Here is a 25,318-nt window from a genome sequence, read left to right as displayed (position 1 = left end):
TTTGTCATTGGCTCTGGATAACATACTAGTTCGCCCAATATTAGGTGATGTATACAATACCTCCGTAGGGAGTTTACTTGCAGGAAATGGAGGCGGGGCATTAGGATTCCTATTAACTACCTTAGGACTGGGTACAGCATTAGATGCGCTTCTAAATGGAATTTTAGAAGGGGTAGATGGTGCAGGAGCAGACACAGCGATCTATTATTTACTAAATAATGCTGATGCAACAGGCGGCAATGGTACAGATACCTGGACTGACTTCAATGCAGTTGAAGGTGATACCATCGATGTCTCTGCATTATTAAGTGATCAGGCAGTAGATGCATCAAATCTGGGAGAACTATATCACGCTCGAACAACGTGGAGATGATACAGTCGTGACGATCGATCGTGATGGTTCCGATACCGATACCACCTTTGCGCGCGCTGATTTGCTGATATTGCAGAATGTAGACAGTGCAACTTTACAGCTGGATGACATCATTAAATATAATCCAATCTAACCAGAAGTTTTTAAAATGGATTATTCATAAAAATTTATAATGTCATTGAACTTCAATTAAAAAATCCCGCTTGATGCGGGATTTTTTAATTTTACATGGGCATTTAAAGTGTTAAAAACCAGATAGAAGCAGCAATGACGACAATTAAGATAACCAGAAAGATTTTTAGATTGGTTTTAGGATACGTGGTGCTCAAGCTTGCTTTCGTAATTTCCTGACCTTCAGGATCATACAGAATCACCTTTTGTGCACTATTTTCATAACCTAACTCTAGCAGGGCACGCTGTTCAAGAGCTGTCAGACCCTCTTCAGGCATATCCATAACTTGCAGCAGCGTTGTAGAGCCCCAAAGTTTTTGAACAATTGAAGTAGATACCAGCTGTTTTAGGGTTTCTGAGGCAGCCTTAAAGTCAGCAATGATGCTGAGTTCATGAGCATAGGGAACGGAAGGGACCATTGTTTGCACAATCATGCCCTCATTGTCCATCAGTTGCATTTTATCTTTATAAATTTGCACCCATATTGCATTGGGAAGTTTGGATAACTGATCTTGCAGCATGAATTGCCCACGTATTGCTTTGATATTAAATTAAATAATCTATAAACATATCCCGTATCAAGACGGGATATGTAATGTTCCATTACTTGGCAGGAGCGCCATATTCATTATTTTCTTTTTTGGTATTACTTGCCCACCAGATGATGAGTAAAATTATTCCTATCCCTGTAAGCACAAGCAATTGCCACCATCCAGAGCGTCCAATGTCATGCAAACGACGCGCCCCTACAGCCAGACTTGGGAGTAAAAGAGCTAAATTTAGCAGGCCATTTACCAAAGGTTTCGTCCCTAAAACTGCATCAATGACTTCACTAATAATGCCTAAAATTACACAAAACAGCATAAAGAACCAAAATTCTTTACGGCGTGCACGACCAGAAAAATTTGCATAATTGGTTAGACATTTTACAAACCAGTCGATACTGCTATAATTCTCTTCAGCCTGATCCAGATTGGAACATTTGTTAATCTGATTGCTAATGCTTTCTCCCAGATGAATCGAGCTGCCCAAAGCCAGATAAATATCTGCTGCCTGACCGGTTGAGTTAACAATAAAATCAACCCGGTCACCGCGTGATGGAGGGCGTTGTCCACGCCAGTCTGCACCGCTAAAACTGTAGCGGTTGTGATCATCCCCTGTGATAAAACCCGTATTATCTTGAATAGAAAAATCCAGGATGGAACCTTTCATAAGCCCTCTCTATTTATCTTCTGGCTACTATGGATTTGTATAAATATTATTCATATATGGCTGATAGTAGCATAGGAAATTTAGTTTGAGATCAAGCTTTTATAAAAATATTTAGGTAATAAATTTTCACTATCTAAAGCTAGAAATTCTGATTAATAAGAAGTTGATTTAGCTTATAATGAATAGTTTAATTAAATTTAGATTTTCTTAATTTTTTGAATAATAAGCAATAATTCAAGGGAAGAAAAACTGAAGTAAATTTAATAAAGCTAAGAATATACTAAGATTTATAAAAATAATTTAAATCAATAACTTAATTAATTTTAGTATTTTACTCAATATGAATATATTGCGAATTTTTACGTAGAGTTTGAATAAGAAACTAATCCTCAACAGACTTTGCTTAAGTTAATAAATGCTTATATATTGATCTCATAAAACAACTTAAACATTACACTGTTTTTAAGCTAATTCACCTATTTTATAAAGGCATTTTTAATTAATAAAACATTAAAGGGTGCCATGATGAAAGCTATTCCAATGAAGAAGATGATTAACTGTGTTGCGATGAGTGGTGTATTGCTATTCACTGCTGGGCAAACAATGGCAATGAATCAGCAATCTTCAACTGTTGCTCAAGCAAATTCTAAAGCATCAAATGACAGCCGAATGCATTTAACCGAGAGTCAAGTGATTAAGGTTGTAAGTACGGTCAATAACGGTGAAATCAAACAGGCAAAAACAGCCTTGCCAAAACTTAAAACAGATGACGCACGTAAGTATGCGCAAATGATGATTAGCGAACATACAGCGAATGAGAAAAAAGGTCAGGCTCTGGCAGACCGTTTAAAATTAACTCCGCAAGCAAGCAGTCTCAGTACGGCATTGCAAAGTGATAGTGACAAGATTGTTACTGACCTGAGCAAGCCATCTGCAGCTGATAAAGACTATATGATGAGCCAAGTTGAAGTACATCGTAAAGCTCTGAACACTTTGGACACACAATTAATTCCAAATGCGAAAAATGCGGAATTAAAAAGCATGTTGACGCAAACCCGTACTGCGGTAGCGATACATCTGAAAAAAGCTGAACAAATTGTTGAAAAGATGAAATAAGTTAAGCATTCATCCAATAAAAAAACCGCCATTTTAGGCGGTTTTTTTGATCATAATACTTTATATATCATGTGATATTTCTTACCAGCTTAACGCACCACCAGTTTGGTAATCTGTTACGCGAGTTTCGAAGAAGTTCTTCTCTTTACGTAGATCCATCATTTCAGACATCCACTGGAATGGGTTGTTTACACCAGTAAACTGTTCAGGCAAGCCTAACTGGCTCAAGCGACGGTTACAGATAAATTTCAGGTATTCTTCCATCATACCGGCATTCATGCCCAATACACCGCGTGGCATCGTGTCACGTGCATATTCGATTTCAAGCATGGTGCCTTCAAGGATCATCTGAATCACTTCTTGCTGGAATTCAGCAGTCCACAGATGTGGGTTCTCGATCTTGATCTGGTTGATCATATCAATACCGAAGTTCAGGTGCATAGATTCGTCACGCAGGATGTACTGGAATTGCTCAGCAACACCATTCATCTTGTTACGACGGCCCATAGACAGAATTTGGGTGAAACCGCAGTAGAAGAAGATACCTTCAAGGACACAGTAGAACGCGATCAGGTTGCGAAGCAGGATCTGGTCATTTTCTGGCGTACCGGTTTTGAAAGTAGGATCACTTAGAGACTGGGTATATTTCAGGCCCCAAGCTGCTTTACGTGCTACTGATGGAACTTCACGGTACATGTTGAAGACTTCGCCTTCGTCCATACCTAAAGATTCGATACAGTACTGGTAAGCATGCGTATGGATCGCTTCTTCAAATGACTGACGCAGAATGTACTGACGGCATTCAGGGTTGGTGATGTGACGGTAAATCGCCAATACCAGGTTGTTTGCAACCAGTGAATCCGCAGTAGAGAAGAAGCCCAGTGAGCGCATCACGATGGTACGTTCATCTTCGGTCAAGCCATTTTCAGACTTCCACAACGCGATGTCGTGGTTCATGTTGATTTCTTGAGGCATCCAGTGGTTGGCACAACCATCCAGATATTTTTGCCAAGCCCATTCGTATTTGAATGGTACTAACTGGTTCAAGTCAGCACGGCAGTTGATCATACGTTTATCATCAACCTGTACACGCTGTGCACCCATCTCAAGTTCTTCAAGACCTGGCGCAACGTCCAGTTGGTCTAGGGAAGCAGATGCTCTTGCCAGTGAATCGGTTGAATTTGATCCTGCGCTTCGAGGGGCTGCAGCGGGTTGTGCAGCTGCCACATTCGACGATGTGTTGCTTGCATCAGATACCATCTGCGGATTAGCCGTTTTTTTCGGCTCGACGGGCGTAGGCTGCTGTTCAGGTGCAGCCGGTTTTTGCGAATCATCTTCGAAATCGTCCCAACTTAGGATAGACATATCAATTCTCTCTAGTTGCTTTATATCTTTTATTAGACATCCAGCAGTGCTGAGATGTCTTACTATACGCTCAATTTGTGTAAACAAAATTAAGTTTTGTCGATGAATGCTCTGAATTTGTTCAGAGATAAATCCCCACTACTTATTTTGTTTACGCTGTTGCTGGCGAACTTTAAACCAGAAATAAGCAATCGGTGCGTAAAAGGTAACGGCAAAGGAAAGGATCAATGCCACAAGTCCTAACATGTAATTGTGAGTCATATGAGGCATAGGTTTTCCTTTTACTTTTAGTTTGTGAATCCTAGCCGAAACTAGGATTCACGTTTAAATCATTTTTTAGATGATTTTGCTGGCTTCACTGTTTCAACAATCGTGGTCTTTGGGTGCTTTTTAGCATATTCCAAAGTAACGTATTGACCAGTGATAGCACTTCGAGCTGCTTTTTGATTATTAGCCATGCTCAGTACTCCTTGATACAAAATCAAGATGACTCTTACTGGCTCATAAACTAATTCAATGATAGAATCGTTCACGCATTCTCATATGCCAGCCTCGTTGTGACCATCTTGGTATCACTTCGAGATTGAAAGCCTTCTAGTTAGTTTTGGTCGACGCTAGAGGGCTTTTTTATTGCCTAAATTTCGTAATCCCCCTAAATCCCCCTTTATAAAAGGGGGACTTTCTCCCTCCTTTATTAAAGGAGGGCCGGGGAGGATTTAAAACCTGTCAGATTACTGACAAGCTTCACAATCAGGATTGTCAATTGAACATGCTTGTGGCACTGGCGCTGCCTGAGTGAAACCTTCTTCCTCTACAGGCGCTTCAGGTTTTTTCTCTTCAACCACTGGCGCTGCAACTACAGGAGCCGCAACGGTTGCAGGTTTAACTGCATTCAATGCACCAGTATTAATGGTTGATTTCTCAGCAGAAGTCGCACCCAATGCACGTAGGTAATAAGTCGTTTTCAGACCACGTAACCAAGCCATCTTGTAAGTGATGTCTAGTTTTTTACCGTTTGCACCCGCGATGTACAGGTTCAGAGATTGCGCTTGGTCGATCCATTTTTGACGGCGAGAAGCAGCATCTACAATCCAGCGTGGCTCAACTTCAAACGCAGTCGCAAAGATCGCTTTCAACTCTTCAGGAATACGAGAAATCTTTTGTACTGAACCTTCGAAGTGTTTCAGGTCGTTGACCATCACCGCATCCCAAAGACCACGTTCTTTCAACGCACGTACCAGGTACGGGTTGATCACTGTGAATTCACCAGACAGGTTAGATTTCACATACAGGTTCTGGAATGTAGGCTCAATTGACTGAGATACACCACAGATGTTCGAAATGGTTGCAGTCGGGGCAATCGCCATCACGTTCGAGTTGCGCATACCGTCTTTTTGAACTTTGGCACGTAAAGTGTCCCAGTCCAGACGTTGTGTACGGTCAACTTCAAACATACGCTCTGGACGAGTTTTCGCAACCAGGTCAAGTGAGTCGATTGGTAAAATACCTTGATCCCACAGTGAACCTTTGAATGTTTCATAAGTACCACGTTCAACAGCAAGGTCACTTGAAGTTGAAATTGCGTAGTAAGAAATCACTTCCATTGATTCATCAGCAAACTCAACCGCAGCGTCAGAACCGTAAGCCATACCCATTTCGTAAAGCGCATCCTGGAAGCCCATGATACCCATACCGACAGGGCGGTGTTTCAGGTTCGAGTTACGTGCTTGTGGAACCGCGTAATAGTTGATGTCAATGACGTTATCGAGCATACGAACCGCAGTTTTTACTGTACGAGCCAGTTTTTCACGATCTAGCTTGCCGCCTTGAACGTGTTGTACTAGGTTGATCGAACCTAAATTACATACTGCGATTTCTTCTTTGCTGGTGTTCAGAGTAATTTCTGTACACAGGTTAGAAGAGTGAACCACACCCACGTGTTGTTGTGGTGAACGTAGGTTACATACGTCTTTGAATGTGATCCAAGGGTGACCTGTTTCGAACAGCATAGACAGCATTTTGCGCCACAAATCTTTTGCACGGATTTTCTTGTGCAACATGTTTGTTTCTTTGGCAATACTTTCGTAGTAAGCATAACGCTCAGCGAATTCTGCACCGGTCAGATCATGAAGATCAGGCGTTTCAGAAGGCGTGAACAGTGTCCAGTCTGCATCTTCGAATACACGTTGCATAAACAAGTCAGGAACCCAGTTGGCAGTGTTCATGTCGTGAGTACGACGACGGTCATCACCAGTGTTCTTACGAAGCTCAAGGAATTCTTCGATATCCAGGTGCCAGGTTTCCAGGTATGCACATACTGCGCCTTTACGTTTACCACCTTGGTTTACTGCAACAGCAGTATCGTTGGCAACTTTAAGGAATGGCACCACACCTTGAGACTTACCGTTTGTACCTTTAATGTAAGAGTTTAGGGCACGAACTGGAGTCCAGTCATTACCTAAACCTCCTGCCCATTTAGACAGCATTGCGTTATCACGCATTGCGCCATAGATGTCAAACAGGTCATCATCAATCGTAGTCAAGTAGCAGCTAGACAACTGTGGACGTAGCGTACCTGAGTTGAACAGGGTAGGTGTAGACGCCATGTAGTCGAAGCTAGACAATAAGTTATAGAATTCGATTGCACGGTCTTCACGGTTATCTTCGTTCAGGGCAAGACCCATAGACACACGCATGAAGAACAATTGTGGCAATTCGAAACGCACGCCATCTGAGTGGATGAAGTAACGGTCAAATAGGGTTTGCAGACCTAGATAAGTGAACTGGTTTGAACGTTCTGGTTGAATCGCTGCAGCCAGTTTAGCCAGGTCAAAGTTTAACAATTCAGGTGAAAGAAGCTCTAACTCAATCCCTTTTTTCAGGAAAGTTTCAAGCGCATCACCTTCATTGGTATCAGTGGATAGACCCAAGAACTCTAAACCGGTCGCTACCAGGTCATCACGCAACAGACGTGCAGTCACATAAGTATAGTTAGGTTCTTGCTCAATACGAGTACGAGTCGCCATCATCATTGTTGTAGAGATGTCAGACTCTTTTACGCCGTTATAAAGGTTTTTTACGGTCTCATCGACAATCGCCTGTACGTCGATCCCTTCAAGGCCTTCAGCAGCGCGAGTTACAGTCGCAGTCAATTCGCTTAAGTCAAGCGGTTTTAACTTGCCTTCTGCATCAGTCACTTGCAGTGTAGGGTGATGGTTGGCACCTAACTGTTTGCGTGCTTCAGAACGTTGTTCACGGTAGATGACATAGGCACGTGCAACTTTCTGTTCGCCAGTACGCATCAGCGCAAGTTCAACCTGATCCTGAATTTCTTCGATATGGATCGTGCCACCCGATGGTAAACGGCGTTTGAATGTATTCAGAACCATTTCCGTTAATTGTTCGATACGGTCGTGTATACGGCTCGAATCTGCACTTTGCTGGCCTTCTACTGCCAAAAATGCTTTTCCAATTGCAACAGAAATTTTTTCTGCATCAAAAACGGCAACATCACCGGTGCGTTTAATCACCTGAAGTTGACCCGGAGTGGACGTGATTACGCTCATGTTAGCATAGCTCCATTGTCATCTATTTTTATGTTTATGGACCGTTTGAACTGGGCAAAAATCGTGCCACAGTGTTCGAGGAATAAACACAAGACCTAGTGGTTATAAAATCAATTGAACACAAGATACGGGAAAATTTAGGGTAGATCAATATTGACATTTTGCTAAATATTTTTCTCAATTTTTATTGATTCTTGCATAAGCCTTATCCGGCAAGGCATAGCATATCAAAGCTGGCAAAAAGTGCTTATAGATAACATTGTGGATAACTAAAAAGGCCCGAATTAACCAGTCACATTTTGTTCAGATTTAGCTGTGATCGATGCAAATAAGCCGATAAACGGTAGTTAAATGCACATTCGAGTGAAATGTGCACGATAAAATATTACAAAATGCTACTTTGATGTATTGGTTTGGTGAACGCTATCTTGTTTACAATGTAAACGTGTGTATATTGCAAGCATATTAAAAACGTATCTATTGGATTTCAAAAGGATACGTCCGTAGCATACGTCCATCAAATAAAGGGGCAACACATGAGCCAAGAAGAAAAGTTACCTAAAATTCTAATTGTTGAAGATGATGAGCGTCTTGCTCGTTTAACACAAGAATACCTTATTCGTAATGGTCTTGAGGTTGGGGTAGAGCCGGATGGCAACCGTGCTATTCGTCGTATTATTGCTGAGCAACCAGACATGGTGGTTCTAGATGTCATGTTGCCAGGTGCTGATGGTTTGACCATCTGTCGTGAAGTTCGTCCACATTATCATCAACCGATTTTAATGCTGACTGCACGTACTGAAGATATGGATCAGGTCTTAGGTCTGGAAATGGGTGCAGACGACTATGTCGCTAAACCGGTTCAGCCGCGTGTCCTGCTGGCTCGTATTCGTGCTTTATTACGCCGTACCGACAAAGTACCTGAGGATGAAGTGGCTCAGCGCATCGAATTTGATGACCTGGTCATCGACAATGGTGGTCGTTCAGTGACCTTAAATGGTGAGCTGGTTGACTTTACCAGTGCAGAATATGACCTGTTGTGGCTGCTGGCTTCAAATGCGGGTCGCATCTTGTCACGTGAAGATATCTTTGAGCGTTTACGCGGCATCGAATATGACGGCCAAGACCGTTCAATTGATGTGCGTATCTCACGCATTCGTCCAAAGATTGGTGACGATCCTGAAAATCCAAAACGTATTAAAACAGTACGTAGTAAAGGTTATCTATTCGTCAAAGAAACTAACGGTATCTAATCGGTGCCTTTAGCCGCCTGAATAAACAGGATAATTAATAGGTGTTTAAACACAGTATATTTTTGCGGATATACGCAGGCTTGGTCATGCTTGTGGTCTTGGTGGCAGTATTTAGCTATCTGCTGGTACAGATCATCAACTACCAGCGTGCGCAGGAGTATCGTGAATCCCTGACTGATGGTATGGCATATATCATCAGTGAGGGGGTTGCGAGACAGCCTAATCTGCAGCAAAAGATGGATTGGGTTTCAGATGCGTCTGATCTGCTGGAATTACCGATCTACTATGTCGAAGCTAGTAAAGTGGATATTACCCGGGCGGAAGGTCGACGTCTGGCTAACCGTAAGGCAGTCGTGCGTTGGGATGCCAAAACCGGGGTAGCTTATATTGTCATCGGGCTACGTGATGATCCAAGTCATTATCTTTATATTAAGGCGGATAATATTACTGAACGTCAGATGAAGGCTTTACCGGTCTTTATTCTGGATTATCTGGTGTACTACCCAGGTCAGGAAAAAGAATACCTGAAGCGAATTCAGGACTATTTCTCTTATCCAATCTCGATCGAAAATGTCCAGAGCCTGCCACTAGATTCCGAGCAGATTGGACGTTTGCGTCTAGATCACAGCATTATTCTATATCGTGATAGTGCCTCAATTCGTGGTACTACAATTTCGATCATTTCTCCTATTCCTAGCTCGACGTCTGAAGTGCTGGTAATGGGGCCAGTGCCATTATTTAACTGGATGCCATTCCAGTTAGCTGCCGGGATTACCTTGCTCAGTCTGTTTGTTTTGAGTCTGGGGATTTATGGTCTGCTGGTGCCAATGCAGCGTAAACTGCGTGAAGTGAGCTATGCCCTGAACAAGATGAAAACTGGCAATATGTCATTACGTCTTCCGGTAGAGGGTAGTGATGAGATGGCGACGCTAGCTTCTAGCTATAACAATATGTCGGATCATATTCAGCGTCTGATTGAAGCGCAGCGTGAATTGATGCGTGCCGTATCGCATGAGCTGCGTACACCTGTTGCTCGTATTCGTTTTGCTGTGGAAATGATGGCAGATGAAGATGACTATGATTATCGCTTGCAGCAGGTTGAGCAGATCGATAAAGATATTGAAGCCTTAAATACCTTGATCGATGAAATCATGACCTATGCCAAACTGGAACAGGGCATGCCTTCAATTGAATTTGAAGATATTGATCTGTTTGAAGTGTTGGATCAGGTGGCAGTCGAAACAGATGCTTTAAAAACTGGCAAAGAAGTCGAAGTACTGCCGATGCCAGTACCTGTGATCGTAGAAGCTGAACGACGTTACCTGCATCGTGTGGTACAAAATCTGGTGGGGAATGCAGTACGCTACTGTGAGCAAAAAATCCTGATCAGCGGCGGACTAGACGCTAAGGGCATGGCGTATATCTGTGTAGAAGATGATGGTCCGGGGATTCCGGAAGCTGACCGTGCTCGTATCTTTGAGGCTTTTGCCCGACTGGATGATAGTCGTACCCGTGCTTCAGGGGGGTATGGTTTGGGCTTGTCTATTGTTAGCCGGATTGCCTACTGGTTTGGTGGAGAGATTCAGGTCGATCAAAGTCCGACACTGGGTGGTGCACGCTTTATCATGATTTGGCCAGCCAGCCGTTACGGTAAAAAAATCAAGCAAAAACCGATCGAAAAACTGGAAAAAGCTGAAGTGTCAGATCAATCAGAATAAGAGTTTAGGTGAGAAAAAACGATACATAGGTATCGTTTTTTTTATGGCTATTTAAAGGGGATTATTCATGGAGGGTAGCATCCGGTTCAATCAGTGGCTTGCCTTCTTTCAGGCTGTTTAAGGCATCAGAATTGAAGTTGATCAGTAGCTTGTTGTTTTTAACATCTACCTGATAGCTTTGGATTAGTTTCTGGTCACCAGATAAGGTTTCAAGCTTGTACTCATCGGCAATATTCATAATACCGTCTAGGTTAATGCTGGAAGAGGCATAGTCTGTCTGGAAAAGTTTATGAATATCCCCTAAGTCAAAGATTGCATTGCTGGCATCCTGATGTTTTTGGATATAGCTTTCTACATGTCGCATCAATAATTGAGCAAAGAAAAAATAATCAGGTTTATGGGTAAATCGTAGAGACATGCATGGACTCCTTATTGTTACTTTATAAATGTCATAGTGTGTTTAAAAATAGAAATATCATAATCTGAATCAAACTGTTGGACGTGTTGCAAAAATACACAATTGCTCTTTTAAGGCTTACCGAGAGCGGGTAGAAAAGGGGCTTCTAATTGAATGACAACATTCATGTTAAACATCTTTTAAAACACACTTATTTTTCCGGAGCATGATGCAAAGGTGAAATGTTTTTAATTGATTCTTTATAAGTTTCGTTTCATTGGGTGGGTAGCCAGCCATTGTAAAAGGAGTGAGGCTTAATTAAGCAGAGCTTTAAAAGCCTATCTGGTTTTAGAAAAAATAATGGAAATTTAAACTTTAATTTAAAAAAACGATTGGTTGAGATTCTCTGAGCTTAAAGCCAGAATAAAATTAGGAATGTCTAAAAAATCATCCAAAAGACTAAGGCTTATAAACTAGCAAGTGAAATCCAAAATCAGGTACAATTGGCGGGATTAATTTTGTGTTTGGTGTATTTGAAGGCCAATACATACATTCTTTGTTAATAAATCGGCCTGCCAGGAGTTATCCCCGCATGAGTGCCATTACTCCATACGAATGGGCAATTATTGCCTTCGTGATCGGCGTTACATTTTTATGCGTCTTTATGCTCACTGTCCCATTACTCCTCGGGGGTAAATCATGGGGCCGTGCCAAGCAGGAGCAGTTTGAGTCAGGCGTAGTCAGCGCAGGTGGAGCTCGTATCCGCTTGTCTGCGAAATTCTATTTAGTTGCAATTTTCTTTGTAGTCTTCGACCTCGAAGCACTTTACCTGTATGCATGGGCATCTTCTGTTCGTGAAGTAGGTTGGATTGGTTTTGCAACTGCAGCTATCTTTATTTTGGTTTTACTTGTTGGTTTGGTTTACGAATTATCGACAGGCGCACTGAACTGGGCACCTTCAGACAGACGTAAAGCAGCAGGATACAAAGCTAAAATTGGTTCGCCAAATATGGATCTTGCAGAAATTACGCGCTTCAACTCTGTTGAAGAATTGGTTATGGATCCAACTGGTCAAATCCCAGCTCAATCATCTGGTCTTGTGAAAAAATCACAAGTTCAACCCTCTGATAAGGAGTAACTCGGGATGAAATATACATTAACCCGTGCGAATCCGAATGCTGATGAATATCCACTTCAAGAGCGTATCGTTGTAGAAGATCCGCTTCTAGAAGAAGAAGTGAATAAAAATGTGTTCATGACTCGCCTAGAGGATGTAATGCACACAGCAGTGAACTGGGGTCGTAAGAACTCAGTTTGGCCATTTAACTTTGGTACATCTTGCTGCTACGTTGAATATGCAACGACTTTGACCGGTGTGCATGACTTGTCACGTTTTGGTGCCGAAGTTATCCGTGCTTCACCGCGTCAAGCAGACTTGATGATCGTAGCAGGTACATGTTTCGTAAAAATGGCTCCGGTAATTCAACGTCTGTATGAACAGATGCTTGAACCGAAATGGGTTATTTCAATGGGTGCGTGTGCGAACTCAGGTGGTATGTACGATATTTATTCAGTCGTACAAGGTGTGGATAAGATTATTCCGGTAGATGTATACGTTCCGGGTTGCCCACCACGTCCTGAAGCATTGATCCAGGCATTAATGCTGTTACAAGACCAAATTCAATTAGAGCGTCGTCCGCTGTCTGCGGTAATCGGTGATGATCTTAAGCCAGTGTATAAGCCAAAGATGATGCCGGAACGTGACCGTAAGAAAGACCAGCGTGTGGCTGTGAAGAACTTACGCTCTATGGATGAAATTAAATAATTTAAACGACCGGTTTTTTGTTGTGCACCCGCTATGGGTGTAGTTGTCGTTTAGGTTGACTGAATTTGTATTAAATAGGAAGCCAAGCCAATGGCTGAAACTGACATTGCTATGCCAGAATCAACAGCAGTTGATTCACGCCCAGCATTTGCCATCATTGAAGAGCTCAAAACCAAGTTTGGTGAGAACTTCTTTGTGCAAACGACTTTCGAGGATTTCCCGACAGTTTGGGTTGAGCGCGCACGTGTACAAGAAGTACTGATGTTCTTGCGTACCGTGCCACGTCCATACGTGATGCTATTCGACTTGTCTGCAGTAGATGAGCGTTTACGTACGCACCGTGACGGTTTGCCTGCGTCAGAATTCACAGTGTTCTATCATTTATTATCTTTAGAGCGTAACTGTGACATTCGTATTAAAGTTGCATTAAGCGACAGCGATCTGAATATTCCGACCGCAACGAATATCTGGCCAAATGCGAACTGGTATGAGCGTGAAGCTTATGACATGTTCGGCATCAATTTCGAAGGGCATCCAATGCTCCGTCGTATCTTGTTGCCAACCTACTGGGAAGGTCACCCGCTACGTAAAGAATATTCTGCACGTGCAACGGAATATACACCGTATATGCAGAACCAAGCCAAACAAGACTTCGAGCAAGAACACCTTCGCTTTGTGCCTGAAGATTGGGGCTTAAAGCGTGGTAATAAAGACGAAGACTTCATGTTCCTGAACTTGGGTCCTAACCACCCATCTGCGCACGGTGCGTTCCGTGTAATTTTGCAGTTGGATGGTGAAGAAGTGAAAGACTGTGTGCCAGATATTGGTTATCACCACCGTGGTGTGGAAAAGATGGCTGAACGTCAAACTTGGCATTCATTCATTCCTTATACTGACCGTGTGGACTACTTAGGTGGTTGTGCTCAAAACATGCCGTATGTGATGGGTGTGGAACAACTGGCAGGTATTACTGTGCCAGACCGCGCACAATGTATTCGTGTCATGATGTCGGAACTGTTCCGTATCAATAACCACTTGCTGTACATCGGTACTGCGATTCAGGATGCCGGCGGTATGACCCCAGTATTCTATATGTTCGCTGACCGTCAGAAAGTGTATGAGATCGTGGAAGCGATTACTGGTTACCGTATGCATCCAGCATGGTTCCGTATCGGTGGTACTGCACATGATTTGCCAAATGGTTGGGAAAAACTGGTTCGAGACTTGCTCGACTGGATGCCTAAACGTTTGAACGAATACTATACTGCAGCACTGAAAAACTCTGTATTCATGGGTCGTACCCGTAATGTGGCTCAGTACGATGCGAAATCTGCATTGGCATGGGGTGTAACAGGTACTGGTCTGCGTGCGACAGGTATCGACTTTGATGTTCGTAAATACCGTCCATACAGTGGTTATGAAAACTATGACTTCGAAGTGCCAGTTGAGTACGAAGGCGATGCATATGCTCGTGTGATTGTTCACTTCCGTGAAATCGAACAGTCACTGAAAATCATTAAGCAGTGTCTAGAGAATATGCCTTCTGGTGCGTACAAAGCGGACCATCCGCTGGCTGTTCCACCACCAAAAGACAAAACATTACAAGATATTGAAACCTTGATTACGCACTTCTTGAGCGTTTCTTGGGGTCCTGTAATGCCTGCAGGTGAATCATCTGTGATGGCAGAGGTGGTGAAAGGTGCGTCGACTTATTATCTGACTTCAGACAAGTCAACCATGAGTTACCGTACCCGTATTCGTACACCAACTTTCACGCATTTACAGCAAATGCCTTCTGTGATTAACGGCAGTCTTGTATCTGACTTAATCATTTATTTAGCGACAATCGACGTCGTAATGGCTGACGTGGATCGCTAAGGGGTAAACGCATTATGATGATTTTGACTGATAAAAAGCCACGTGTGAATGTTGAAGGGATTTTAACTTCGGAAGAAATCCACGAAATTGAACATCACATTGGGCATTACCCGTATCCACGTGCAGCGTGTCTAGATGCGCTCAAATGTGTACAACGCCGTAATGGCTGGGTAGACGATGCTCAAATGAATGCCATCGCGCAAATGCTCAGCATGAGCCTTGCCGATTTGGAAGGGGTTGCAACGTTCTATAACCGTATTTACCGTCAGCCAGTGGGTCGTCACGTAATTTTATTGTGTGACTCAATTGCGTGTTTCTTGATGGGTGCGGAGACTTTAGCAGAAGCATTCCAGCGTGAATTGGGTATCCAGTTCGGCCAAACCACAGCAGATGGCCGTTTTACCTTGCTTCCAATTTGCTGCCTAGGTAACTGTGACAAAGGTCCAACCCTCATGATTGATGAAGACACTCACGGTCTCGTGGAAGTGACATCAATTAAACAGTTATTGGAGAAGTATGTATGAATACCGAACCAAAACCAATTTATGGCGACGGTAACCCGGAAACGCATCCACTGACTTGGCGTCTGAGCAAACAAGCAAATGTCCGTCACGTTGATGACTACGAAGCGCTTGAAGGCTATGCAGGCTTTAAAAAAGCCCTGTCTATGACACCGAAAGAAGTGCTGGAAGTTGTAAAAGCAGCAACCGTAAAAGGTCGTGGTGGTGCAGGCTTCCCGGCAGGGATCAAATGGTCGCTGATGGCGCCAAATGACAATTCAGGGCCACGTTACCTGATTTGTAATGCCGATGAGATGGAACCAGGTACCTTCAAAGACCGTCTGTTGATGGAAGATCTTCCTCACCAGCTGATCGAAGGTATGCTGATTGCAGCTTATACCCTTGAAGCAACTCAAGGTTATATCTTCATCCGTGGTGAATACATCGAAGCGGCGAAATACCTGAACGAAGCACTTGAGCAGGTTCGTGCCAAAGGTTATCTGGGTGACAACATCCTGGATTCTGGCTGGAGCTTCGAGTTACACGTGCATACTGGTGCGGGTCGTTATATCTGTGGTGAAGAAACTGCATTGATTAACTCGCTTGAAGGTCGCCGTGCAAACCCGCGTACCAAACCGCCATTCCCGCAGGTTGCAGGTGCTTGGGGTCGTCCTACAATTGTGAACAACGTAGAGACCTACAACAACTTGCCAGCCATCATGTTGCGTGGTCCAGAATGGTACATCGGTCTGTCTGCAGGCAAATCGAAAGACCCTGGCACAAAAATTTATGGTGCTTCAGGTAAGGTGAAATTCCCGGGTCTATGGGAACTGCCATTCGGTACCACTGCACGTGAAGTGATTGAAGAACATGCTGGTGGTATGCGTGACGGCTTGAAGCTGAAAGCATGGTTACCCGGTGGTGCATCAACTGACTTCCTGGCTGCTGAGCATATCGATCTTCCGATGGATGCGGAAAGCATCATGAAAGCAGGTTCACGTCTGGGTACGTGTTTGCTCATGGTGGTTGATGAAACTCAATGTATGGTTTCAGCAACACGTAACCTAGAAGAATTCTTTGCGCGTGAATCTTGTGGTTTCTGTACACCTTGCCGTGATGGTTTGCCTTGGGCGGTGAAAGCGCTGAAAGCACTTGAAGATGGTACAGGTAAGAAAGAAGATATCGATCACTTACAAGAGCTTACCCGTAAGCTTTGGATTGGTAAAACTTTCTGTGCTCACGCACCAGGTGCGATGGAACCGTTAATGGGCGCACTCAAACATTTCCGTGGCGAGTTTGAAGCGAAAGTGGTGAATGCCGCAGCTCAAACTAGCAACGTAGAACAAGCTTAAGGAATTCGACTATGGCTACAATTCATGTCGATGGAAAATCGTATGAAGTCAACGGCTCAGAGAACTTGCTACAAGCATGTTTGAGTCTGGGCATCGACATCCCATACTTTTGTTGGCATCCATCCTTAGGTTCTGTCGGCTCTTGCCGTCAATGTGCTGTGACTCAATACGCGAATCCAGAAGATACGCGTGGCCGTTTGGTCATGTCATGTATGACGCCTGCGTCTGACAATACCTACATCTCGATTGAAGACAAAGAAGCGAAAGATTTCCGTGCTTCGATTGTTGAATTCTTGATGACCAATCACCCGCACGACTGTCCAGTCTGTGAAGAAGGTGGTCACTGTCACCTACAAGATATGACAGTAATGACTCAACACGACCGTCGTCGTTACCGTTTCACCAAACGTACGCACTACAACCAAGAACTTGGTTCGTTCATTGCGCACGAGATGAACCGTTGTATCGCATGTTACCGTTGTGTTCGTTATTACAAAGACTATGCGGGTGGTACAGATTTCGGCGTATATGCGAACGCTTCTCGCGTTTATTTCGGTCGTCCAGAATCAGGCACTTTGGAATCTGAATTCTCGGGTAACTTAACTGAAGTCTGTCCGACTGGTGTATTCACCGATAAGACTCACTCAGCACGCTATAACCGTAAATGGGACATGCAGTATGCGCCTAGCGTATGTCATGGCTGTTCTTCAGGTTGTAACATCTCTCCGGGTGAGCGTTATGGTGAATTGCGTCGTGTAGAAAACCGTTTCAACGGTGAAGTGAACCAATACTTCCTGTGCGATAAAGGCCGTTTCGGTACCGGTTATGTAAACCGTAAAGACCGTCCACGTCAGCCACAGTTCCGTACTGGCACGAATGTAGAAACAGTTTCTGTTGATACAGCATTGGATACTGTGATTGCGAAAATCCAGGGCAAAAAAGTTCTGGGGATCGGTTCACCACGTGCATCACTTGAAGCTAACTTCGCGCTACGTGAATTAGTTGGTCAAGACAACTATTCAACCGGTATGGCTCAAAAAGAGCAAAATCTGGTTGAACTGGCTGCATCGATCATGCAAACCGAGGGTGTCTATAACCCGAACATGCGTGAAATCGAAAGCTATGATGCGGTACTGATTCTGGGTGAAGACCTGACTCAAACTGCGCCACGTATGGCTTTATCTGTTCGCCAAGCTGCGAAAAATAAAGGCAAGGAAATGGCTGCAGAGCGCCGTACGCAAGAATGGCTGGCTGAACCTGTACAACGTATTGCCCAAGATGCGAAATCTCCGATTTACATTCTGGCTGCAACACAAACTCGTTTGTCTGACGTTGCAGAAGGTGAAGTAGTTGCTTCTCCAAATGACATCGCACGTTTAGGCTTCGCGATTGCTGCGGGCGTGAAAGGTGAAATCATCACTGGTCTTGATGACGATGCGAAGGCATTTGCACAAACCATTGCAGATACGCTAAAAGCTGCGAAGAAGCCACTGATCATCTCTGGCACAAGTCTACAAGACGCAACCATCATGGAAGCTGCTGCACAAGTAGCACAGAACCTTGGTAATGCTGGTCTGACCTTGACTGTTCCTGAAGTGAACTCAATGGGGCTGGCAATCTTCGGTGGTCAAAGCCTTGAACAAGCATTTGCACAAGACTATGACACTGTCCTAATTGTAGAAAACGATCTATACCGTCGTTTACCAGTAGCTCAGGTTGATGCTGCGCTTGCAGGCAAACAGGTGATCGTATTGGATCACTCTGAAACTGCGACTGTGAAGAAAGCCAATATTGTATTGTCTGCTGCTTCATTTGCTGAAGGTGATGGTACTGTCGTTTCTCAAGAAGGCCGTGCACAACGTTTCTACCAAGTGTATGACCCTAACTACTACAACCCGGAACTGGCAATCAAAGAATCTTGGCGCTGGATACACGCACTGGAAACAGGCGTACAAGGCAAAGCGATTTCTTGGACTGTGCTGGATGATGTGATCGAGTCAGTAGCAAGCAACGTTCCTGCACTTGAAGGTATTCTGGATGTAGCACCAGATGCAGGCTTCCGTGTCCATGGTCTGAAAGTGGCACGTGAACCACGTCGTTATTCAGGTCGTACTTCGATGCGTGCGCCATTGTCTGTACATGAGCCGAAACAGCCTACTGATAAAGACAGTGCATTAACATTCTCTATGGAAGGTTATGTCGGTGATGAGACTCCATCTTCACTGGTACCATTTGCTTGGGCTGCAGGCTGGAACTCACCACAAGCCTGGAACAAATACCAGGATGAAGTGGGCGGTCACTTAAAAGGCGGTGATTCAGGCGTTCGTTTATTCGACCGTTTACCAAAACGTCCAGCGCGTAGCTTCGTTGCACCAGCACCTGTGCTTGTAAATGCTGAAAGCTTCCGTCTGGTGCCAATGCATCACATCTTTGCATCTGGCGAGTTCACCATTAAAACTCCGGCAATGGAATCACGTATTCCTGATGCAGTATTTGCAGTGGGCGAACAGGATGCTACACGCTTGAACCTGCAAGACGGTCAGAAGATCACTGTGAAAGCAGGCGAGGCTTCAATCGTTCTTCCTGTACAAGTGATTGAATACTTACCAACAGGTTATATTGGCTACCCAATTGGTCTTGCACCAACGGTATCTCTTGCAGAGCCTGTTTCAGTCGCGGTAGGAGCGTAATTCATGGAACAAGAATTAATCCGTCAAACGCCGCTGTGGGCTGAAAACTGGCCAATCGCCTATTCAGTACTTCAAGCGATCGTGATCTTACTGGTTGTAGTACTGATCGCTGCGTTGATGTCTTTTATTGAACGTCGTTTACTCGGCTTATGGCAAGACCGTTACGGTCCGAACCGTGTCGGTCCGGGCGGTATGTTCCAGATTGTTGCCGACATGCTGAAAATCATGTTCAAGGAAGACTGGACACCAAAATTTGCCGATAAATTGACTTTCCGTATGGCTCCAGCAGTTGCGATGGCAACTGCGGTGCTGTCGTTCATGGTTATTCCTGTATCACCTTACTTAGGTGTTGCAGACATGAGTATCGGTCTGTTGTTCTTCATGGCAATGGCAGGTATTGCGGTATATGCAGTACTGTTTGGTGGTTGGTCTTCTAACAACAAATACGCATTGCTTGGTGGTCTACGTTCAGCAGCACAAACTATTTCTTATGAAGTGTTCCTGGGTATTTCCCTGATGGGTGTAGTGGCAATTGCCGGTTCATTTAACATGCGTGAAATCGTAGAAGCACAGAAAGATGTATGGTTTATCATTCCTCAGTTCTTAGGCTTCCTGATCTTCGTGGTTGCAGGTGTTGCGGTAACTCACCGTCACCCATTTGACCAACCAGAAGCAGAACAGGAACTGGCGGAAGGTTACCACGTAGAATATGGTGGTATGAAATGGGGTATGTTCTTCGTTGCGGAATACGTAAACGTAGTACTGATCTCTGCATTGATCGTAACCCTGTTCTTCGGTGGCTGGTTAGCACCATTTGGTCTTGATTTCCTTCCACCAGCATTCTGGTTCATTATTAAAACAGCATTCTTCGTAATGATGTTTGTATTGGCGCGTGGTTCTTTAATGCGTCCACGTTATGACCAGGTGATGAACTTTGGTTGGAAAATTTGCTTGCCATTGGCGTTGGTTAACCTTTTGGTGACTGGTGCTGTGATTCTGTTGAATCAGGCCTAAGACAGCAGGGAGAACAAAATGTTTAAATTTCTAGCTGGATTCGGGTCAATCGTTCGTACGTTGTTTATGGTATTTACCCATGCAACGCGCAAACGTGACACCATTTTATATCCGGAAGTGCCAGCCGAAGAAATCGTGCCACCACGTTTCCGTGGTCGTATCGTATTAACGCGTGACCCAGATGGCGAAGAGCGTTGTGTGGCATGTAACCTGTGTGCGGTTGCATGTCCGGTAGGCTGTATTTCACTCCAAAAAGCAGAACGTGAAGATGGTCGTTGGTATCCGGAATTTTTCCGTATCAACTTCTCTCGTTGTATTTTCTGTGGTATGTGTGAAGAAGCATGTCCTACGACTGCGATTCAAATGACACCAGATTTCGAATTAGGCGAATATGTTCGTCAAGACCTAGTCTACGAAAAAGAACACTTGCTGATTTCTGGTCCTGGTAAATATCCTGACTATAACTTCTACCGTGTAACCGGTATGGCAGTTGCTGGTAAGGACAAAGGTCAGGCACAGCGTGAAAGTGCACCTGTTGATGTACGGAGTCTATTACCATGATGTGGCCATTTTATTTAATGGCCCTTGTGGCCATCGTCTCTACGGTTCGTGTGGTAACTAACACGAATCCGGTACATGCTTTATTAAGCCTGATCGTTTCACTCCTTGCTGTAGCAGGACTGTTCCTGATCGTGGGTGCACCGTTTGCGGGTGCACTTGAAGTCATCGTTTATGCTGGCGCGATCATGGTGTTATTCGTGTTCGTGGTCATGATGCTGAACCTGGGCGAACAGACTGTTGCTCAGGAACGCAAATGGTTGACTTCATCAGCTTGGGCTTATCCGGCATTGATGAGCTTCCTGATTGGTCTGATCCTGGTTTGGGTACTTAAATCAGACTACGTACAGCCTTCAATGGTGATGGGCACTGAAATGGTCGGTCCTAAAGCGGTAGGTCAATCACTCTTTACGCAATACTTATTGTTGGTAGAAGTTGCCGCGATGTTATTGCTTGCATCACTTGTTGCAGCATTCCATTTGGGTAAACGTGAACCAGGTGCAGAAGAGGAACAACAATAATGGGCAACATCCCTTTAGAGCATGGTTTGATCGTTGCATCCATTCTTTTTGCACTGGGTTTTTACGGTGTAATGGTGCGACGCAACCTGCTATTCATTTTAATGAGCCTTGAAATCATGATGAATGCTGCTGCTTTGGCGTTCGTCCTGGCGGGCAGTGCATGGGCACAGCCTGATGGTCAAATCATGTTTATCCTGATTCTGACCCTTGCTGCGGCAGAGGCATGTATCGGTCTTGCGATCGTCCTTCAGTTCTATCATCGCTTCCATCATCTGGATGTGGATGCTGCTAGTGAGATGCGCGGATGAGTTATTTATATCTAACAATTTTATTCCCGCTCATTGGCTTCGTCCTTTTAGCGGCAGGGCGTCATAAGCTTCCTGAAACAGTTGCAGCCATTATTGGTGTAGGGGCTGTGGGGTTATCGGCATTGTTCGCACTCATTGCGGGTATGGACTTTGTCAACAATGGTTCTACCGCAGTAGTACAAACTCTTTGGACCTGGTTCAATGTCGGTGGTTTTGCACCAGGCATTAGCCTGCACCTGGACGGTTTGTCTCTGTTGATGCTGGGCATGGTGACAGGCGTTGGTTTCCTGATCCATATCTTTGCATCATGGTACATGCGCGGTGAACAAGACTTCGCACGTTTCTTCTCTTACTTCAACCTGTTCGTTGCAAGCATGTTATTGCTGGTACTGGGTGACAACCTGGCGTTGTTATTCTTGGGTTGGGAAGGTGTAGGTCTGTGTTCTTATCTGCTGATTGGTTATTACTACCAAAACCCTGCAAACGGTGTGGCAGCGATCAAGGCATTTACCGTTACCCGTATTGGTGACGTATTCCTGTTGATCGCCATGTTCTTGCTGTTCCAGCAATTCGGTACATTGAATACTCAGTACATCGTAGAAAATGCTGCGACTGTGATGACGCAAAGCTCATCATTGACCATCTGGACTGCACTAATGTTGTTCCTGGGTGCTGCTGGTAAATCTGCGCAGATCCCGTTACAAACATGGTTGGCAGATGCGATGGCAGGTCCGACTCCTGTTTCTGCATTGATCCACGCTGCAACAATGGTAACAGCGGGTGTTTACCTATGCTGTCGTCTATTCACAGTGTTTGAGCTTGCGCCTGAAGTGATGATGTTCATCTCGATTACTGGTGCGGTGACATTACTGGTAGCTGGTTTTGCTGCATTGGTACAAACAGACATCAAACGTATTCTGGCTTACTCAACGATGAGTCAGTTGGGCTACATGTTTATGGCTGTAGGTGCTGAAGCATACCAGGCGGGTCTGTTCCACATGCTGACTCACGCATTCTTCAAGGCATTATTATTCTTGTCTTCTGGTGCAGTGATTCTGGCTTACCACCACGAACAAAACATCTTCAAGATGGGCGGTCTGTTCTACAAGAACAAGTTCCTGTTTGCATGTTTCGCCATTGGTGGCGGTGCATTGGCTGCAATTCCATTCATCACTGTGGGCTTCTTCTCAAAAGATGCAATCCTGGGTGCGGTATGGGTACAAGGCCAATCAATCGCAGTTTACAGCACACTTTACTGGGTGGGTGTAATCGGTGCGTTCCTGACTTCGATCTATACATTCCGTCTAATCTGGGTTGTATTCTTCGGTAAAGAAAACACACCTTACCACGCAATCAAGGGTGTAACTTACTGGGGTCCATTGGCAATTCTTGCAGTACTTTCAACTTTCGTGGGTGCGGCATTAAAAGCGCCTGTGGAAAGCATTTTGAATGCGGCTAAACTTCCTGCATTTGAAATTCCGGAAGCACTTGAACATGGCATGCATGCTGCAGAGTACACAGCAGTAGGTATTGCACTGGTAGGTCTTGCAATTGGCGTAGTGCTGTTTGCTTTTGCTTACAACGCTGTGAAATCTTTTGCGAAAACTTCTCTGGGTGCGGGTCTTGCCAACATCTGCCGTAATGCACTTGGTTTCGACAAGCTGTATGACATCGTTTTTGTGAAGCCTTATTTGTTCTTCGCGAAACTGTTCGGCCGTGATCCAATTGATGGCTTCTGGCTAGTGCTGCCTGCACTGGTTAAAAGTGGTCATAGCTTTACCAGTTCACGTCAAACAGGTTCACTGCGTGAATATGCATCTAGTATGGGGCTCGGTGTCGTTGTCCTACTGATGATCTTGCTCGTGATTCAGGTAGTGGGGAAATAAAATGGAAGCTCCAAACAATATTATTTTGCCGGCTCTGATCCTCATTCCGTTCATTGCAGGTTTTATTTGCTGGTTGGTCGATAAACTCGACCAACACCTTCCGCGTTATATCGCGCTGATTGGTATGTTAGTGACGCTCGTCTTGACCATCGTCCTTTGGCAGTCGGGTACTTATAACTATGAACTTGGCGGTGCGGCTCCTACGTGGGCAGCCGAGTTCAAATTGCCTTGGATTCAAACCCTGGGCATTAACATTCACCTTGCAGTGGATGGTTTGTCTTTACTGATGGTTGGCTTGACTGCACTCCTTGGTGTGCTGGCAGTAGGCTGTTCATGGGGTGAGATTCAGAAAAACGTGGGTTTCTTCCACCTGAACCTTTTATGGTCTCTGGGTGGTGTAATCGGTGTATTCCTGGCGATTGACCTGTTCCTGTTCTTCTTCTTCTGGGAGATGATGCTGGTGCCGATCTACTTCCTGATCGCACTTTGGGGTCATAAAGGGGCAGAAGGCAAGTCCCGTGTATATGCTGCAACCAAGTTCTTCATCTACACACAGGTAGCTGGTTTAGTTATGCTGATTGGTATCCTCGGTCTGGTGACTGTAGGCTACACCATGACTGGTCAAATCCGTTTCGACTATAACTACCTGATGGGTGTAGCGAACATGCTGGATACACAAGCGCCAGCAGTGGCTTATGCATTCATGATCTGTCTATTCATCGGTTTTGCGGTAAAACTTCCAGTTTTCCCATTACACGGCTGGTTACCAGATGCGCATGCGCAAGCACCGACAGCGGGTTCTGTTGACCTTGCAGGTATCTTGATTAAGACAGCTGCCTACGGTCTGATCCGTTTCGTGATTCCATTCTTCCCGGCGGCTTCTGCACAGTTTGCAGACATCGCGATCATTTTCGGTTTAATCGGTATTTTCTACGGTGCTTGGTGTGCTTTCCAGCAAACCGATATGAAACGTTTATTGGCGTATACGTCTATTTCACACATGGGCTTCGTTTTACTTGCAATTTATGCAGGTAACATCCTGACCTTCCAAGGTCTGATGATCATGATGCTGGCTCACGGTCTGTCATCTGCGGCGCTGTTCATTATGTGTGGTCAGGTGTACGAACGTGTTCATACACGTGATATGCGTTTGATGGGTGGTATTCGTGGTCAGTTCCCATACCTTGCATTCTTCCTGATGTTCTTCATCGCGGCGCTTGTCGGTATTCCAGGTCTAGGTAACTTCATTGGTGAGTTCCTGATCCTGATGGGTTCATTCGGTAAATTCCCTGCATTCACAATCCTCGCTGCAATCAGCTTGGTATTTGCGGGTCTGTACGGTTTGATTCTGATCCATAAAGCGTTGTTTGGTGTTCCAAACGAAGAGCAAAAACAGCACTACACAAATCCGTTAAAAGATTTAAATGCACGTGAAGTGGTAATTTTGCTGATCTGTGCATTTGGTCTAGCATGGCTTGGTCTATACCCACAAAGCTTCCTTGACGTTTCTAACTCAAGCATGGCGTGGTTAGCGAATAGCTACATTCCTGTGTCTGAAGCAGCTGATGCTGTGCAGCAAGCTGCCGTTTCAGCTGAAAATGTGGAGATCCAATAA

The 25,318-nt window shown here is 44.5% G+C and carries 24 protein-coding genes; 17 read left to right on the top strand and 7 right to left on the bottom strand.

What is annotated here, in order from left to right:
* Nucleotide 1 precedes the first annotated feature (1 nt).
* Both F897_RS14910 and F897_RS18095 read left to right on the top strand, forming a co-directional pair.
* Nucleotides 2-373, top strand: coding sequence for a type I secretion C-terminal target domain-containing protein (locus F897_RS14910; RefSeq protein ID WP_005237084.1), 372 nt, complete (start codon nucleotides 2-4; stop codon nucleotides 371-373).
* Between the two features lie 7 nt (nucleotides 374-380).
* Nucleotides 381-506 carry a hypothetical protein gene (locus F897_RS18095; protein ID WP_265596767.1) on the top strand — a complete coding sequence of 42 codons (126 nt, stop codon included), beginning with the start codon at nucleotides 381-383 and terminating at the stop codon, nucleotides 504-506.
* A 103-nt stretch (nucleotides 507-609) separates the two neighbouring features.
* Here the strand turns inward: F897_RS18095 and F897_RS14905 are convergent, their stop codons facing one another.
* Together F897_RS14905 and F897_RS14900 are read right to left on the bottom strand one after the other, a co-directional pair.
* Nucleotides 610-1,065, bottom strand: a complete 456-nt coding sequence (locus F897_RS14905) for a hypothetical protein (RefSeq protein WP_005237080.1) — start codon at nucleotides 1,063-1,065, stop codon at nucleotides 610-612.
* A gap of 82 nt (nucleotides 1,066-1,147) precedes the next feature.
* Complete coding sequence (locus F897_RS14900) at nucleotides 1,148-1,756, bottom strand: DUF805 domain-containing protein (RefSeq protein WP_005237078.1); 609 nt, start codon at nucleotides 1,754-1,756, stop codon at nucleotides 1,148-1,150.
* 525 nt (nucleotides 1,757-2,281) lie between these two features.
* Here F897_RS14900 and F897_RS14895 point away from each other — a divergent pair.
* Complete coding sequence (locus F897_RS14895; protein ID WP_171065454.1) at nucleotides 2,282-2,872, top strand: DUF4142 domain-containing protein; 591 nt, start codon at nucleotides 2,282-2,284, stop codon at nucleotides 2,870-2,872.
* An 81-nt stretch (nucleotides 2,873-2,953) separates the two neighbouring features.
* Here F897_RS14895 and F897_RS14890 read toward each other — a convergent pair whose 3' ends face one another.
* The 4 genes from F897_RS14890 to F897_RS14885 form a co-directional block, all read right to left on the bottom strand.
* Entirely contained in the window at nucleotides 2,954-4,237 is a 1,284-nt protein-coding gene (locus tag F897_RS14890; protein ID WP_004785102.1) for a ribonucleotide-diphosphate reductase subunit beta, read from the bottom strand.
* Nucleotides 4,238-4,375: 138 nt separating this feature from the next.
* Nucleotides 4,376-4,507 (bottom strand): hypothetical protein, encoded by a 132-nt coding sequence (locus F897_RS18215; RefSeq protein ID WP_005237071.1) that lies wholly within the window; start codon nucleotides 4,505-4,507, stop codon nucleotides 4,376-4,378.
* A gap of 59 nt (nucleotides 4,508-4,566) precedes the next feature.
* Nucleotides 4,567-4,695 carry a hypothetical protein gene (locus F897_RS18090; protein ID WP_255209521.1) on the bottom strand — a complete coding sequence of 43 codons (129 nt, stop codon included), beginning with the start codon at nucleotides 4,693-4,695 and terminating at the stop codon, nucleotides 4,567-4,569.
* Between the two features lie 273 nt (nucleotides 4,696-4,968).
* Nucleotides 4,969-7,803 carry a ribonucleoside-diphosphate reductase subunit alpha gene (locus tag F897_RS14885; protein ID WP_005237069.1) on the bottom strand — a complete coding sequence of 945 codons (2,835 nt, stop codon included), beginning with the start codon at nucleotides 7,801-7,803 and terminating at the stop codon, nucleotides 4,969-4,971.
* A gap of 536 nt (nucleotides 7,804-8,339) precedes the next feature.
* On the opposite strand from F897_RS14885, the gene bfmR reads away from it, so the two are divergent.
* Nucleotides 8,340-9,056 (top strand): response regulator transcription factor BfmR, encoded by a 717-nt coding sequence (gene bfmR / locus F897_RS14880; protein WP_004785097.1) that lies wholly within the window; start codon nucleotides 8,340-8,342, stop codon nucleotides 9,054-9,056.
* A 41-nt stretch (nucleotides 9,057-9,097) separates the two neighbouring features.
* On the top strand, nucleotides 9,098-10,774 hold the full coding sequence (bfmS, locus tag F897_RS14875; RefSeq protein ID WP_034581104.1) for a sensor histidine kinase BfmS: 1,677 nt from the start codon (nucleotides 9,098-9,100) through the stop codon (nucleotides 10,772-10,774).
* A 61-nt stretch (nucleotides 10,775-10,835) separates the two neighbouring features.
* Here the strand turns inward: bfmS and F897_RS14870 are convergent, their stop codons facing one another.
* Complete coding sequence (locus tag F897_RS14870) at nucleotides 10,836-11,192, bottom strand: hypothetical protein (RefSeq protein WP_005237065.1); 357 nt, start codon at nucleotides 11,190-11,192, stop codon at nucleotides 10,836-10,838.
* Between the two features lie 571 nt (nucleotides 11,193-11,763).
* On the opposite strand from F897_RS14870, the gene ndhC reads away from it, so the two are divergent.
* The 12 genes from ndhC to nuoM all read left to right on the top strand — a co-directional run bounded on the left by ndhC (nucleotide 11,764) and on the right by nuoM (nucleotide 25,318).
* A complete protein-coding gene (ndhC, locus tag F897_RS14865) occupies nucleotides 11,764-12,309 on the top strand; it encodes an NADH-quinone oxidoreductase subunit A (RefSeq protein WP_004785092.1) in 546 nt (181 codons plus the stop codon).
* A gap of 6 nt (nucleotides 12,310-12,315) precedes the next feature.
* Nucleotides 12,316-12,996: a NuoB/complex I 20 kDa subunit family protein gene (locus F897_RS14860; protein WP_004785090.1), complete on the top strand. Its 681-nt coding sequence runs from the start codon at nucleotides 12,316-12,318 to the stop codon at nucleotides 12,994-12,996.
* A 90-nt stretch (nucleotides 12,997-13,086) separates the two neighbouring features.
* Nucleotides 13,087-14,874 carry an NADH-quinone oxidoreductase subunit C/D gene (gene nuoC, locus F897_RS14855; protein ID WP_005237064.1) on the top strand — a complete coding sequence of 596 codons (1,788 nt, stop codon included), beginning with the start codon at nucleotides 13,087-13,089 and terminating at the stop codon, nucleotides 14,872-14,874.
* 14 nt (nucleotides 14,875-14,888) lie between these two features.
* Nucleotides 14,889-15,398 (top strand): NADH-quinone oxidoreductase subunit NuoE, encoded by a 510-nt coding sequence (nuoE, locus tag F897_RS14850; protein WP_004785086.1) that lies wholly within the window; start codon nucleotides 14,889-14,891, stop codon nucleotides 15,396-15,398.
* Nucleotides 15,395-16,726: an NADH-quinone oxidoreductase subunit NuoF gene (nuoF, locus tag F897_RS14845; RefSeq protein WP_005237063.1), complete on the top strand. Its 1,332-nt coding sequence runs from the start codon at nucleotides 15,395-15,397 to the stop codon at nucleotides 16,724-16,726. Before nuoE ends, nuoF begins: the two co-directional genes overlap by 4 nt.
* Nucleotides 16,727-16,737: 11 nt before the next feature.
* Nucleotides 16,738-19,416 carry an NADH-quinone oxidoreductase subunit NuoG gene (gene nuoG / locus F897_RS14840; RefSeq protein ID WP_005237062.1) on the top strand — a complete coding sequence of 893 codons (2,679 nt, stop codon included), beginning with the start codon at nucleotides 16,738-16,740 and terminating at the stop codon, nucleotides 19,414-19,416.
* A gap of 3 nt (nucleotides 19,417-19,419) precedes the next feature.
* Nucleotides 19,420-20,430, top strand: coding sequence for an NADH-quinone oxidoreductase subunit NuoH (nuoH, locus tag F897_RS14835; protein ID WP_004785081.1), 1,011 nt, complete (start codon nucleotides 19,420-19,422; stop codon nucleotides 20,428-20,430).
* A gap of 18 nt (nucleotides 20,431-20,448) precedes the next feature.
* A complete protein-coding gene (gene nuoI, locus F897_RS14830; protein ID WP_004785079.1) occupies nucleotides 20,449-20,991 on the top strand; it encodes an NADH-quinone oxidoreductase subunit NuoI in 543 nt (180 codons plus the stop codon).
* Nucleotides 20,991-21,509: an NADH-quinone oxidoreductase subunit J gene (gene nuoJ / locus F897_RS14825; RefSeq protein ID WP_171056685.1), complete on the top strand. Its 519-nt coding sequence runs from the start codon at nucleotides 20,991-20,993 to the stop codon at nucleotides 21,507-21,509. Before nuoI ends, nuoJ begins: the two co-directional genes overlap by 1 nt.
* Nucleotides 21,509-21,817, top strand: coding sequence for an NADH-quinone oxidoreductase subunit NuoK (gene nuoK, locus F897_RS14820; RefSeq protein WP_004280769.1), 309 nt, complete (start codon nucleotides 21,509-21,511; stop codon nucleotides 21,815-21,817). The genes nuoJ and nuoK overlap by 1 nt, the downstream gene beginning before the upstream one ends.
* A complete protein-coding gene (nuoL, locus tag F897_RS14815) occupies nucleotides 21,814-23,703 on the top strand; it encodes an NADH-quinone oxidoreductase subunit L (RefSeq protein WP_005237061.1) in 1,890 nt (629 codons plus the stop codon). Before nuoK ends, nuoL begins: the two co-directional genes overlap by 4 nt.
* A 1-nt stretch (nucleotide 23,704) precedes the next feature.
* Nucleotides 23,705-25,318 carry an NADH-quinone oxidoreductase subunit M gene (gene nuoM / locus F897_RS14810; RefSeq protein ID WP_004785072.1) on the top strand — a complete coding sequence of 538 codons (1,614 nt, stop codon included), beginning with the start codon at nucleotides 23,705-23,707 and terminating at the stop codon, nucleotides 25,316-25,318.

The organism is Acinetobacter variabilis, from assembly GCF_000369625.1.
In the GTDB taxonomy this organism is placed as follows: Bacteria; Pseudomonadota; Gammaproteobacteria; order Pseudomonadales; family Moraxellaceae; genus Acinetobacter; species Acinetobacter variabilis.
Note: the sequence above shows the minus strand (reverse complement) of the source record. Positions and strands in the feature narration are given on the sequence as shown.

What these genes read in the sequence shown, in the direction of transcription:
- F897_RS14905 (WP_005237080.1), bottom strand. Translation starts at nt 1,065, where the DNA reads ATGCTGCAAGATCAGTTATCCAAACTTCCCAATGCAATATGGGTGCAA.
- F897_RS14900 (WP_005237078.1), bottom strand. Translation starts at nt 1,756, where the DNA reads ATGAAAGGTTCCATCCTGGATTTTTCTATTCAAGATAATACGGGTTTT.
- F897_RS14895 (WP_171065454.1), top strand. Translation starts at nt 2,282, where the DNA reads ATGAAAGCTATTCCAATGAAGAAGATGATTAACTGTGTTGCGATGAGT.
- F897_RS14890 (WP_004785102.1), bottom strand. Translation starts at nt 4,237, where the DNA reads ATGTCTATCCTAAGTTGGGACGATTTCGAAGATGATTCGCAAAAACCG.
- F897_RS18215 (WP_005237071.1), bottom strand. Translation starts at nt 4,507, where the DNA reads ATGCCTCATATGACTCACAATTACATGTTAGGACTTGTGGCATTGATC.
- F897_RS18090 (WP_255209521.1), bottom strand. Translation starts at nt 4,695, where the DNA reads ATGGCTAATAATCAAAAAGCAGCTCGAAGTGCTATCACTGGTCAATAC.
- F897_RS14885 (WP_005237069.1), bottom strand. Translation starts at nt 7,803, where the DNA reads ATGAGCGTAATCACGTCCACTCCGGGTCAACTTCAGGTGATTAAACGC.
- bfmR (WP_004785097.1), top strand. Translation starts at nt 8,340, where the DNA reads ATGAGCCAAGAAGAAAAGTTACCTAAAATTCTAATTGTTGAAGATGAT.
- F897_RS14870 (WP_005237065.1), bottom strand. Translation starts at nt 11,192, where the DNA reads ATGTCTCTACGATTTACCCATAAACCTGATTATTTTTTCTTTGCTCAA.
- ndhC (WP_004785092.1), top strand. Translation starts at nt 11,764, where the DNA reads ATGAGTGCCATTACTCCATACGAATGGGCAATTATTGCCTTCGTGATC.
- F897_RS14860 (WP_004785090.1), top strand. Translation starts at nt 12,316, where the DNA reads ATGAAATATACATTAACCCGTGCGAATCCGAATGCTGATGAATATCCA.
- nuoC (WP_005237064.1), top strand. Translation starts at nt 13,087, where the DNA reads ATGGCTGAAACTGACATTGCTATGCCAGAATCAACAGCAGTTGATTCA.
- nuoE (WP_004785086.1), top strand. Translation starts at nt 14,889, where the DNA reads ATGATGATTTTGACTGATAAAAAGCCACGTGTGAATGTTGAAGGGATT.
- nuoF (WP_005237063.1), top strand. Translation starts at nt 15,395, where the DNA reads ATGAATACCGAACCAAAACCAATTTATGGCGACGGTAACCCGGAAACG.
- nuoG (WP_005237062.1), top strand. Translation starts at nt 16,738, where the DNA reads ATGGCTACAATTCATGTCGATGGAAAATCGTATGAAGTCAACGGCTCA.
- nuoH (WP_004785081.1), top strand. Translation starts at nt 19,420, where the DNA reads ATGGAACAAGAATTAATCCGTCAAACGCCGCTGTGGGCTGAAAACTGG.
- nuoI (WP_004785079.1), top strand. Translation starts at nt 20,449, where the DNA reads ATGTTTAAATTTCTAGCTGGATTCGGGTCAATCGTTCGTACGTTGTTT.
- nuoJ (WP_171056685.1), top strand. Translation starts at nt 20,991, where the DNA reads ATGTGGCCATTTTATTTAATGGCCCTTGTGGCCATCGTCTCTACGGTT.
- nuoK (WP_004280769.1), top strand. Translation starts at nt 21,509, where the DNA reads ATGGGCAACATCCCTTTAGAGCATGGTTTGATCGTTGCATCCATTCTT.
- nuoL (WP_005237061.1), top strand. Translation starts at nt 21,814, where the DNA reads ATGAGTTATTTATATCTAACAATTTTATTCCCGCTCATTGGCTTCGTC.
- nuoM (WP_004785072.1), top strand. Translation starts at nt 23,705, where the DNA reads ATGGAAGCTCCAAACAATATTATTTTGCCGGCTCTGATCCTCATTCCG.